This is a genomic window from Pseudoxanthomonas winnipegensis (genome assembly GCF_030322905.1).
GTDB lineage: Bacteria > Pseudomonadota > Gammaproteobacteria > Xanthomonadales > Xanthomonadaceae > Pseudoxanthomonas_A > Pseudoxanthomonas_A winnipegensis.
The window spans coordinates 3,331,098-3,342,197 of sequence record NZ_CP095475.1 but is presented as its reverse complement, the minus strand read 5'-3'; the positions used below and the strand labels follow the sequence as shown (position 1 = coordinate 3,342,197).

General features: G+C 73.4%; 9 protein-coding genes. 7 read left to right on the top strand and 2 right to left on the bottom strand.

What is annotated here, in order from left to right; genetic code table 11:
* Window positions 1–35 precede the first annotated feature (35 nt).
* The 6 genes from MWN52_RS14715 to MWN52_RS14690 all read left to right on the top strand — a co-directional run bounded on the left by MWN52_RS14715 (window position 36) and on the right by MWN52_RS14690 (window position 7,507).
* On the top strand, window positions 36–1,262 hold the full coding sequence (locus tag MWN52_RS14715) for an acetylornithine transaminase (protein WP_286575218.1): 1,227 nt from the start codon (window positions 36–38) through the stop codon (window positions 1,260–1,262).
* A 328-nt stretch (window positions 1,263–1,590) separates the two neighbouring features.
* Window positions 1,591–1,788 (top strand): zinc-finger domain-containing protein, encoded by a 198-nt coding sequence (locus MWN52_RS14710; protein ID WP_130535681.1) that lies wholly within the window; start codon window positions 1,591–1,593, stop codon window positions 1,786–1,788.
* Window positions 1,778–2,911: a glycosyltransferase family 4 protein gene (locus MWN52_RS14705; RefSeq protein WP_286575217.1), complete on the top strand. Its 1,134-nt coding sequence runs from the start codon at window positions 1,778–1,780 to the stop codon at window positions 2,909–2,911. Before MWN52_RS14710 ends, MWN52_RS14705 begins: the two co-directional genes overlap by 11 nt.
* Entirely contained in the window at window positions 2,908–4,230 is a 1,323-nt protein-coding gene (locus tag MWN52_RS14700) for an O-antigen ligase family protein (protein ID WP_286575216.1), read from the top strand. The genes MWN52_RS14705 and MWN52_RS14700 overlap by 4 nt, the downstream gene beginning before the upstream one ends.
* The gene (locus MWN52_RS14695; protein WP_286575215.1) at window positions 4,214–5,134 is read left to right on the top strand and encodes a lysophospholipid acyltransferase family protein; all 921 of its coding nucleotides are present in this window, start codon (window positions 4,214–4,216) and stop codon (window positions 5,132–5,134) included. Before MWN52_RS14700 ends, MWN52_RS14695 begins: the two co-directional genes overlap by 17 nt.
* Before the next feature lie 246 nt (window positions 5,135–5,380).
* Window positions 5,381–7,507, top strand: a complete 2,127-nt coding sequence (locus MWN52_RS14690; protein WP_286575214.1) for an MGH1-like glycoside hydrolase domain-containing protein — start codon at window positions 5,381–5,383, stop codon at window positions 7,505–7,507.
* A 70-nt stretch (window positions 7,508–7,577) separates the two neighbouring features.
* Here the strand turns inward: MWN52_RS14690 and lpxL are convergent, their stop codons facing one another.
* The gene (lpxL, locus tag MWN52_RS14685) at window positions 7,578–8,528 is read right to left on the bottom strand and encodes an LpxL/LpxP family Kdo(2)-lipid IV(A) lauroyl/palmitoleoyl acyltransferase (protein WP_286575212.1); all 951 of its coding nucleotides are present in this window, start codon (window positions 8,526–8,528) and stop codon (window positions 7,578–7,580) included.
* A 67-nt stretch (window positions 8,529–8,595) separates the two neighbouring features.
* On the opposite strand from lpxL, the gene waaA reads away from it, so the two are divergent.
* Entirely contained in the window at window positions 8,596–9,888 is a 1,293-nt protein-coding gene (waaA, locus tag MWN52_RS14680) for a lipid IV(A) 3-deoxy-D-manno-octulosonic acid transferase (protein ID WP_286577756.1), read from the top strand.
* A 334-nt stretch (window positions 9,889–10,222) separates the two neighbouring features.
* Here waaA and MWN52_RS14675 read toward each other — a convergent pair whose 3' ends face one another.
* Entirely contained in the window at window positions 10,223–11,068 is an 846-nt protein-coding gene (locus MWN52_RS14675; protein ID WP_130535687.1) for a SirB1 family protein, read from the bottom strand.
* Window positions 11,069–11,100: the final 32 nt, after the last annotated feature.

The following is an 11,100-nucleotide window of genomic DNA, read 5'->3' as shown; positions in this document are numbered from 1 at the left end:
CCCCGCTCATCCCCCCGCACGCAGGACCGATCGCCATGACCGCCGCTTCCGACCTCATCGCCTCCGCCAAGCAGTACACGCTCAGCGTGTACCGCCAGCGCGAACTGGTGCTGGAGCGAGGCCAGGGCGCGCACGTGTGGGACACCGAAGGCCGCGAGTACATCGACCTGTCGGCCGGCATCGCCGTGTGCGGCCTGGGCCACCACGACCCGGACCTCACCGCCGCGCTGATCGAACAGGCCGGCAAGCTCTGGCACACCAGCAACATCTTCTACAGCGAGCCGCCGCTGCGCCTGGCGCAGGAGCTGGTGGAGGCCTCGCGCTTCGCCACCCGCGCCTTCCTGTGCAACTCGGGCGCCGAGGCCAACGAGGCGGCGATCAAGCTGGTGCGCAAGTGGGCGGCCGGGCAGGGGCGCACGCCCGAGCGGCGCGTGATCGTCACCTTCCGCGGCAGCTTCCACGGCCGCACGCTGGCCACGGTCACCGCCACCGCCCAGCCCAAGTATCAGGAAGGCTACGAGCCGCTGCCCGGCGGCTTCCGCTACGTGGACTTCAACGACCTGGCCCAGCTGGAAGCGGCGATGGCCGGCGGCGACGTGGCCGCGGTGATGCTCGAGCCGGTGCAGGGCGAGGGTGGCGTGCTGCCGGCCGCGCCGGGCTATCTGAAGGGCGTCGAGGCGCTGTGCCGCCAGCACGACGCCCTGCTGGTGCTGGACGAGATCCAGTGCGGCATGGGCCGCACCGGTGAACTGTTCGCGCACTGGCAGGACGGGGTGACGCCGGACATCGTGACCCTGGCCAAGGCCCTGGGCGGCGGCTTCCCGATCGGCGCGATGCTGGTGGGGCCGAAGGTGGCCGAGGTGATGCAGTTCGGCGCGCACGGCACCACCTTCGGCGGCAATCCGCTGGGCGCGGCGGTGGCGCGCGTGGCGCTGGCCAAGCTGGGCTCGCCGCAGATCGCGGCCAATGTCGTGCGCCAGTCGCAGGCGCTGCGGGCGGCGCTGGCCCGCCTGGATGGCGAGCTGCAGCTGTTCGCCGAGGTGCGCGGCCGCGGGCTGATGCTCGGCGCGGTGCTGCGCCCGGCGTACGCCGGCCAGGCCGCGGCCATCCTCGACGCCTGCGCCGCGCATGGCCTGCTGCTGCTGCAGGCCGGCCCGGACGTGCTGCGCTTCGTGCCGGCGCTCAACCTCACCGACGAGGAACTGGCCGAAGGCCTCACCCGCCTGGAAGCCGCCCTGCGCGACTGGCTCTCCGCGCGCTGAGAGGCCGGCCAAGCCTGTGGGAACAACGCGCTTTTCCGATCAAGTCGCCACCGCCCTGTAGAGCGGAGCTCGCTCCGCTGCATTTCGGCCGGATCATCGGGAAAGCCCCAGCGGAGCTTGCTCCACAGCATTTCGGCTGGATTATCGGGAAAGCCTCAGCGGAGCAAGCTCCGCTCTACAGGGGGGGGCGGGCCCTGTGGCCTTTTGGTCTACGGCGGCGAGGGGGCTTTGCAAGTGAAACCCATCGCCGCCTGGGCGGCTCCCACAAAGACGGGGCAAGCCCCCTGCTAGAATCCTCGTCCTTCGGTCTGCGTTCGAGTACCCCGCCATGAGCCAACCCGCCACCGCGCCGGCCAATGCCGAAAAGCGCTACACCGTCACCCGCGCCGACCTGCCGCTGAGCTGCCCGCTGCCGTCGATGGCGCTGTGGAACTCGCATCCGCGCGTCTACCTGCCCATCGAGGACGCGCCCAACGGCGAGGCCGACTGCCCGTACTGCGGTTCGCACTTCGTCCTTGCCGACTGAGCCGGGCACGCGCCGGCTGACGGTGGTGCAGCTGCTGCCGGCACTGCACGCCGGCGGCGTCGAGCGCTCCACCCTGGAAATCGCCGCCGCGCTGGTCGCGGCCGGCCATCGCGCCCTCGTGGTGTCCGCCGGCGGGCGCCTGGTGCCAGCGCTGGAAGCCAGCGGCGCCACCCATCTCACGCTGGACATCGGCCGCAAGGCGCTGGGCACGCTGCGCCACGTGCGCACGCTGCGCGCGCTGTTCGAGCGCGAGCGCCCCGACATCGTCCACGCGCGCTCGCGCCTGCCGGCCTGGATCGGCTGGGGCGCGCTGCGCGGCATGCCGCGCGCCGCGCGCCCGCACCTGGTCACCACGGTGCACGGGCTCAATTCGCCCGGCGCTTACAGCGCCATCATGACCCGCGGCGAGCGCGTGATCTGCGTGTCCGACACCGTGCGCCGCTACGTCCTGCAGCACTACCCCAGGACCGATCCGGCGCGCCTGCGGGTGATCCCGCGCGGCCTGGATCCGACGCAATTCCCACGTGCGCCATGGCCTGATGCGCCAATGCGCGCCTGGGCCGCCGAGCAGTTCCCGCAGCTGGCCGGCGACGGCCCGCTGCTGCTGCTGCCCGGGCGCGGCACGCGGCTCAAGGGCCATGGCGACGGCCTGCAGCTGCTGGCCGCGCTGCGCGCCGACGGGCTGGACGCGCGCCTGTGGCTGCCCGGCGCGCGCGCGCCCGGCCGCGAGGACTACGTGGCCGAACTGGAAGCCCTGGCGGCGCAGCTGGGCATCGCCCAGGCGGTCGCCTTCACCGAGGTCACCGCGCGCATCGCCGACGCCTATGCCGCCAGCGATCTGGTGCTGCAGCTCTCGCGCAAGCCCGAGTCGTTCGGCCGCACCGTGATCGAGGCCCTCTCGGTCGGGCGCCCGGTGCTGGGCTGGGCGCACGGCGGGGTGGGCGAACTGCTGGGCGAACTGCAGCCCTCCGGCGCGGTCGCGCCGTTCGATGCGCAGGCGTTGGCCGCCGCCGCGCGCGCACTGCTGGCCGCACCGCCGGCGCCGCCGGCTACCATGCCCTACACGCTGGCCGCGATGCAGCGCGCCACGCTGGCGCTCTACCAGGAACTCACCGCCTCATGACCACGCCCGCTTCGACGCTCCGACTTGCTCCGCGCGCGGACGGCTGGCGCTGGGCGCCGGCCTGGATCCTGCTGTTCGTCGCGCTGTGGCCGGCGCCGGGCTATGCCGAAGCGGTGCTAGCGCTGGGCGCGCTGGCCGCGCTGGTGCAGCTGGCCCTGCACCGCTTCCGCGGCGGCGATCGCCTGCTCAGCAACGAGGCCTGGGCGCTGACCAGCGTGATGTTCTGCGCCTACTGGGTGCCGGAATTCATCTCCGCCTTCGACGCGGTCGACCATGGCCGCGCCTGGGGCGAGGCCGCCACCGACCTGCGCTATCTGCCCTTCCTGTGGCTGGTGGCCTCGGCGGTGGCCAACGAGCGCGGCCGGCGGATCACCTTCGGCGGGCTGGCCATCATCGTGGCGATCTGGACGCTGGATGCGCTGGTGCAGGTGGCGGTGGGCACCAGCCCGCTGTTCTTCGGCATCGACTCGCTCAAGCAGGCCTTCAGCGGCCATCCGATGTGTTCGGCGGCCGAGGTCGAGGCGGTGGACCGGCTCAGCGGCTTCCTGGGGCCGTGCAACCTCAAGCTCGGCCTGGTGCTGGCCAGCCTGTCGCCGTTCGGCCTGTTCGCCGCCGGGCGCCGCTTCGGCATGGGCGGTTGGCTGCTGGCCGCGGCGGCGATCGGCGTGGTGGTCCTGCTGGCCGGCGCGCGCGCGGCCTGGATCACCTATGCGCTGGTACTGGTGTTCTCCGGCTGGCGGCTGCTGGGCTGGAAGCCGCTGCTGGGCGTGTTCGCCACCGCCGCGGTGCTGCTGGCGGTGATGGCCGTGGCCTCGCCCAAGCTGGCCAAGCGCGTGCAGCTGACCACCGCGGCCTTCGCCGGCGACGAGGCCGGCGTGGACACCGCGCTGTCCGGACGCGGGCGCATCTGGCAGGCCGCCGGCTGCATGATCGGCGAGCACCCGATCAACGGCGTGGGCGTGCGCAACTTCCGCGATGTCTTCCCGGCCTGCGATCCCACGCCGAGCGTGGCGCCGGCCTGGGGCCACGGCCCGGCGCTGCATGCGCACCAGATCGTGCTGGAGATCCTGGCCGAGACCGGCGTGATCGGCCTGCTGCTGTGGCTGTCCGGCGCGGCGCTGGCCTGGCGCGCCTGGCGCTTCGCCACGCCGGAAGCGCGCGATCGCGCGCGGCCGGCGATGCTGGCGCTGGCGGTGACGGTGTTCCCGTTGAACACGCACTTGGCCTTCTACTCGACCTTCTGGGGCGGGCTGACGCTGCTGCTGGCCGCGCTGTACGCCGGCAGCCTGCTGGCGCGCCACGATGCCGCCGCGGCCTGAGCCGCACTGCCCCGGCCTGGGTCCGCTGCGCTGGCTGTGCCGGCGCGTGGCGGCCTGGCCGCAGCGGCGCGTGCTGGCGCTGGGCCGCGCGCTGGCCTGGCTGCTGACGCCGCTGCTGGCCTCGCGCCGGCGCATCGCGCGAATCAATTTGGCGCTGTGTTTCCCGCAGCTGGACGCAGCCGCGCGCGAGGCGCTGGTGCGCGCCAACACGCGCGACAGCGTGATCGGCCTGCTGGAGATGATCCGCGCCTGGTACGCGCCTTCCAGCGCCTTGGCCGGCCTGTTCGAGGTCGAAGGCCTGGAGCACCTGCGCGCCGCGCAGGCGCAGGGCCGCGGCGTGCTGCTGCTGACCGCGCACTTCCCCAATGTCGACCTGGGCGCGCGCCTGCTGGGCGAGGCGCTGGGCGCGCCGATGTCGTGCATGGTCCGGCGCACCGGCGGTTCCTGCGGCGAGCGGCTGATGCAGGACGGGCGGCGGCGAGTGTTCGCCCATGTGGTCGGCAAGAAGGACGTGCGCGGTCTGCTGCGTGCGCTGTCGGGCGGCGCGCGCATGGTCTACCTGGCCGACCAGAACTTCACCTACAACAGCGCCTTCGTGCCGTTCTTCGGCGTGCAGGCCGCCACGCTCACCACCACCCCCGAGCTGGCGCGCCGCGCCGGCGTGGCGATCGTGCCGTACTGGTGCCAGCGCCTGGCCGATGGCCGCTACCGCGTGCGCGTGGACCCACCCTGGCCGCAGGCCGACGCATCCGACCCGAGCGCCTTCGCCGCGCGCTACATGCGCGAGCTGGAAGCGGTGATCCGCGCGCATCCGGCGCAATACCTGTGGTGGCACCGGCGCTTCAAGACGCGGCCGGCGGGGGAGGCTTCGCCCTACGGACGAGGAGTTAGCGCAGAGGAGTGAGAAGTGAGCGAGCTCCTCTTTTTCTCATTCCTCGCCCTCTTAGCTCGCTCCTGCCCAATGATGCGGCGCGGCGGGCGCCCACCTGGCGGGCGGGCCACAATCGCGCGTCGCTCCCGGGGGTCGAGCATGGCGCTGCGCAGCGTGTCCGCGGTTGTGTTGAGCATGGCCGCGACGGTCTGCCTGCTGGCGGAGGGGAGCAGGGCGGCGACGCAGGCAGACGCCGCGGCGCCGCGCGACGACGCAGGCGTGCCGTCCTGGACCGTCACGGCGCCTGTGCAGGAGCGCTACCTGGCCGCGCACGGCCTGCGCGGCTTCGCCGGCGGCTACGGCAGCGATGGGCTGGAGGTGTGGAGCTTCCCGGTGCAGATCGCATCGGGCTATCGGCTGGAATTCCTGCGCGGCGATGGCACGCGCTGGGAGGCCGCCGATGCGCCGGCCGCGGCCACGGTCGATCCCTTCGGCCTGACCCGCGTCTACGCGGCGCCGGGGCTGCGCGTGTCCGAGCGGATCGAGGCGCGCGACACGCTGCCCGGCGTGCGCGTGCGGCTGCGGGTGGAGCAGGCGCCGCCCGGGCTACGCATCCGCGTGCACCTGGTGCCCTCGCTCAACCTGATGTGGCCGGCGGGCATCGGCGGCCAGGAATTCGGCTGGGACGATGCCGCCAAGGGGCTGCTCCTGCAGGAGCCCAGCGGCGCCTTCCGCGCCCTGGTGGCCTCGCCGCAGGCCGGCGCGCACAGCGTGCCCAACAACGACCGCCGCGGCAGCGCCTTCGGCCAGCCGCTGTTCCTGGACCTGCTGCCGACCGCCTGCGGTCGCGCCCGCTGCGCCACGCTGGCCCTCGCCGCGCAGAGCGAGCGCGACGAAGACGTGCACGACACGGCGGCCGCGCTGCTCGAGGCGCCCGAGGCGCCGGCCGCGGCGGATGCCGCGCGCTACGCGCAGGCCACGCGCCTGCGCATCGCCACGCCCGATGCCCAGGCCGACCGCGCGCTGCGCTGGGCGCAGGTGGCGCTGGAACAGGCCTGGTCGTGCAACCCGCGGCTGGGCTGCGGCCTGGTCGCCGGCTACGGGCCCTCGCACGGCGCGCGGCGGCCGCAGTACGCCTGGTACTTCGGCGGCGACGGGCTGGTGACCACGCGCGCCCTGATCGCCAGCGGGCAGTTCGAGCGCGCGGCGGCGCAGCTGGCGTTCGAGCTGCGCTACCAGCATCCGGACAACGGCATGCTGTGGCACGAGCTGTCGCAGAGCGCGGGCTTCCTGCAGTGGGTGCGCGACTACCCGCACATGTACGCGCACGTGGACATCGCCTTCGACTTCCTGAGCGTCACCGCCGAGTACACGCGCGCCAGCGGCGATGACGCCTTCCTGCGCGCGCACTGGCCGCAGCTGCTGGCGGCCTGGCGCTACTGCCGGGGGCTGGTCGATGCCGGCGACGGCCTGCCGCGCGTGCCGGCGGGCAAGATGAGCGGCAACGAGCAGGACGCGCTGACCGACGAGCTGACCCTGTCGGCGGCCTGGGTGGACGCGGCACAGGCGATGGCGGCGATGGCCGATACGCAGGGCGAGGCGGCCCTGGCCGCGCAGGCGCGCGCCGACGCCGTGCGCGCCCGCGCCGCCATCCGCGCGCGCTACCGCGACCCGGCGGGGCAGTGGATCAGCGGCTTCCACCGCGACGGGCGTCCGGGCGAGCGCTTCAGCGGCGCGGACCTGGCGGCCATCGGCAGCGGCGCTGCCACTCCCCAGGAGGCCGCGGCCATCTTCGCGCAGCTGGCCACGCCGGACGTGCTCACCGACTGGGGCCTGCGCAGCAAGCCGGCGAGCGCGCCGGATTACGAGCCGCAAGCCTATTCGCGCGGCAGCGTCTGGGGCCTGGGCAGCGCGGGCGCGGCCGAGGCGATGTGGCGCGCCGGCCGCGGCGCGCAGGCGGCGGACCTGTGGCAGCGGCTGGTGCCCTGGGCGGCGCAGGACGCGCCCGGGCACATGCACGAGGTGCAGTCGGGCGCGGCCTTCGTGCCGCAGCGCGAGTCCGTGCCCGAGCAGACCTGGTCCTCGGCCTCCTTCCTGTCGGCCGCCATCGGCGGGCTACTGGGCCTGGAAGTAGACGGCGCGCGGCGGCGGCTCGCCTTCGCGCCGCAGCCGCCGGCCGGATGGGACTGGCTGCGCGTGCAGGGCGTGCGCGCGGGCGCCGATGGCGGCACGGTCGACCTGGCCTGGCGCCGCGAAGCGCACCGCGCCGTGCTGGAGCTGGACAACCATGGCCAGGCCTTCGACCTGACCTGGCGCCAGTTGGGCGGCGGTGCCGCACCGGCCACGCTCGAACGCCGCATCGGCCCCGGACGTACGCGCCTGGTGATGCCTTGGAGCGAGGAGTGAGCGCAGAGGCGTGAGGCGTGAGCAGGAGCTGCTTTCGCTCATGTCTCACGCCTCTCCACTCACTCCCGCCTCACCGATACAGCGCGCCGCGCCCCTCAGGCTGGCGCTTGAAGCGCCGATGGATCCACAGGTACTGCGCCGGCACCACGCGGATCATCGCCTCGATCGCCGCCATCACCCGCGCCGTGTCGGCGGTGGCGTCCTTGGACGGGAAGTCCTCGAACGCCGGCGACAGCCGCAGCGTATAGCCGCCATCGGGCCGGCGCTCGTGGGCGAAGGCGATCACCGCCGCGCCCGACAGCCGCGCCAGCTGATGGGTCGAAGTCAGGCTGTAGGCCGGCCGGCCGAAGAACGGCACGAACACGCTCTCGCCCCGGCGCGTGTCCTGGTCCGGCGCGAACCACAACAGCCCGCCCTGCTTGAGGTGCTTGAGCGCCGGGCGCAGCTCCTCGCGGCCGAACATCGCCGTGGCATAGCGCAGCCGGCCGTGCTTGACCGCCCATTCCATCGCCCCGGTGGCGTGCGGACGGTACATGCCGGCCAGCGGCGCGTAGTCGCACATCAGCCGCGCGGAGAGCTCCAGCGTGGTGAAGTGGCCGGAGATCACGATCACCCCGCGCCCGCCAGCCTGCGCGGCCTGCAGATGCTCCAGGCCTTCCACGCGCAGGCCGCGGCGCATCGGCGCCACATCGCCCCACCAGGCGCGCGCGAACTCGAACAGGCCCACGCCCAGCGCGGTGAACACCTCGTCCAGCAGCCGCGCGCGCGCGGCCGCGTCCAGTTCGGGGAAGCACAGCGCCAGGTTGCGCGCGGCGACCTTGCGGCGCGCGCCCAGGACGACTTTGAGCAGCCGCCCCAGCGGCTTGCCCAGCCTGCGCTGCAGGCCCCAGGGCAGGCGCGCGGCCAGCGCGGCCAGGCCGATCCCCAGCCACGTGGGCCAGGTGGACGGCGCCAGCGGCGCCGGGCCGGGATCGAAGGGCGTGGCCTGGCGCGGCGCGGCCTGCGCGGAACGGTCGGTCATGGCCGCCATTGTAGGCCGGGCGGCGCTGGATCCCCGTGCCGCGTCCTTTCTCGTATCCTTGCGCCCGATGCGTCGTGACCTGACCGAAACATGGTTGCGTGCCCTGTATTCGGCCGTGCTCTACGTGCTGACGCCGGCCACGGTCTACCACCTGATCTGGCGCGGGTTCCGCGTGCCGGGCTATTTCCAGCGCTGGGGCGAACGCTATGCCGCCTGGAGCGGGGCGCCGCACGACGTGGACGTGTGGGTGCACGCGGTCTCGGTGGGCGAGGTCAACGCCGCCGCGCCGGTGGTCGATGCGCTGCGCCGCGACCATCCGCACCTGAAGCTGCTGATCACCACCATCACCCCGACCGGCTCGGACCGCGTGCGCGCGCTGTGGGGCGATGCGGTGCTGCACGTCTACGCGCCCTACGACCTGCCCGGCGCGGTCGGCCGCTTTCTGGCGCACTTCCAGCCCGACGTGGCCCTGGTGATGGAAACCGAACTGTGGCCCAACCTGCTGCTGGGCTGCCGCGACCGCGGCATCCGCAGCTACATCCTCAACGCGCGGCTGTCGGCGCGCTCGCTGCGCGGCTACCGCGTGCTGGCGCCGCTGATCCGCCGCGTGGTGGCCAGCGTGCACCGCATCGGCGCCCAGTCCGTCGCCGACGGCAAGCGCTTCGTGCGCCTGGGCGCCTCGCCCGAGGCCATCGTCGACACCGGCAACCTGAAGTTCGACATCGCCGTGCCGCAGGGGCTGGACGCGCTGGTGGCGCAGTTCGGCCGCGAGGTCGGCGCGCGGCCGGTGTGGATCGCCGCCAGCACCCATCCTGACGAAGAAGCCCAGGTGGTGGCCATCCACCGCCGGCTGCTGGCGCGCTTCCCCGACCTGCTGCTGCTGTGGGCGCCACGCCATCCCGAGCGCTTCGGGCGCGTGGCCGAGCTGGCCCAGGCCGCCGGCTGGCGGGTCGGCCGGCGCAGCCTCGCCGGCTGGCCGCGCGCGGGCGATGCGGTGTTCGTGCTCGACACACTGGGCGAGCTGATGGGCTTCTACGCCTGCGCGCAGGTGGCCTTCGTCGGCGGCAGCCTGCAGGCCATCGGCGGCCACAACCTGCTCGAGCCGGCCGCGGTCGGCACCGCGATGGTCACCGGCCCGCATCTGCACAACTTCGTGGAGATCTCGCGCCGCCTGCAGGAGGCCGGCGCGCTGGAGATCGGCCGCAATGCCGAGGAGGTGGGCACGCTGCTCGAGGCCCTGCTGGCCGACGCACCACGGCGCGCGCAGATGGCCCAGGCCGGCCGCCTGCTGGTCGAACGCGGCCGCGGCGCCCTGGCCCGCACGATGGCGATGGTCGCCCCGGACCTGCGCCCGCACTAACCGCGCCAGAAGACATCAGCCGCCGTCGGCGGCCGCCCTGTAGAGCGGAGCTTGCTCCGCTGAGGCCTTACCCAAGAACCCAACGAAGCGCAGCGGAGCGAGCTCCGCTCTACGGCGTGGCTTTGCCAATGATCCGACCAAGCGCAGCGGAGCAAGCTCCGCTCTACGGGGTGGCTTGCCAATGATCCGGCCAAGCGCAGCGGAGCAAGCTCCGCTCTACAAGGGGGGCGCGGCGTGAGCGGGGGAGACCGCGACTCCGGCAGCGCCATCCCATGGCTGCCGGCGCTCGGGGCGAGGCCAGATCCGGCTTGCCTCGAACCCGCAGCCTCAAGCCTCAATGCGTCCGCGAACGCCCGGCATTGAGCTCGATCAGCCGTTCGCGGATCGCATCGGCGTCCTGCGCCTTCGGCGCCACCTGCAGATAGCGCGACAGGTCGGCCTGCGCGCCGCGGGCGTAGTCGAGCCTGAGATAGGCCAGGCCGCGATCGCGCAGGGCGTCGGGCTGGTCGGGCACCAGCTTGAGCACGCGGTCGGCGCTGCGCGCGGCGCGGTCCCATTCGTCGCGCTCGGCGTAGACCCCGTGCAGGTTGCGCAGCACGCGCACCAGGATCGCCCGGTGCGAGGCCGGGTCCAGGATCTGCAGCAGCGCGTTGTCGTCGGGTACATCGCCGCCCAGATGCGGCTTGGCACGCTCGCGCAGCTCGTCGGCGCCCAGCGGCCGGCCGCCGTTGAACGGGTCCATCACCAGGATGCCGTCGTCCACCGGCAGGCGCACCAGGAAGTGCCCGGGGAAGGACACCCCGTCCAGCGGCACGCCCAGCCGGCGCGCCACCTCGATCTGCACCACCGCCAGCGAGATCGGATTGCCCAGGCGCCGCTCGAATACCTCGTTGAGGTAGCTGTTGCGCGGGTCGTAGTACTCGTCGTGGTCGCCGGCGTAGCCCAGCTCCTCGAACAGGTGCCGGTTGATCGCCGCCATCTTCAGCGGCCAGGACGCGATCAGGTCGATCTCCCGGCGCAGATGCTCGGCGTGGCTCTGCACCAGGGTGTCGTAGAGGTCGGCGTCCAGCTGCGGGTATTCATCGCGCGCGATCAGCAGCGCGGTGCCCAGCAGCGGCAGCGCATCGTCGGCCTGGCTGGCCAACGAACCCCATTCCGGCAGTGTCAGTCGATCCCCCATGCCCACAGACTGCAGGCATTCGCGCGGCTTAT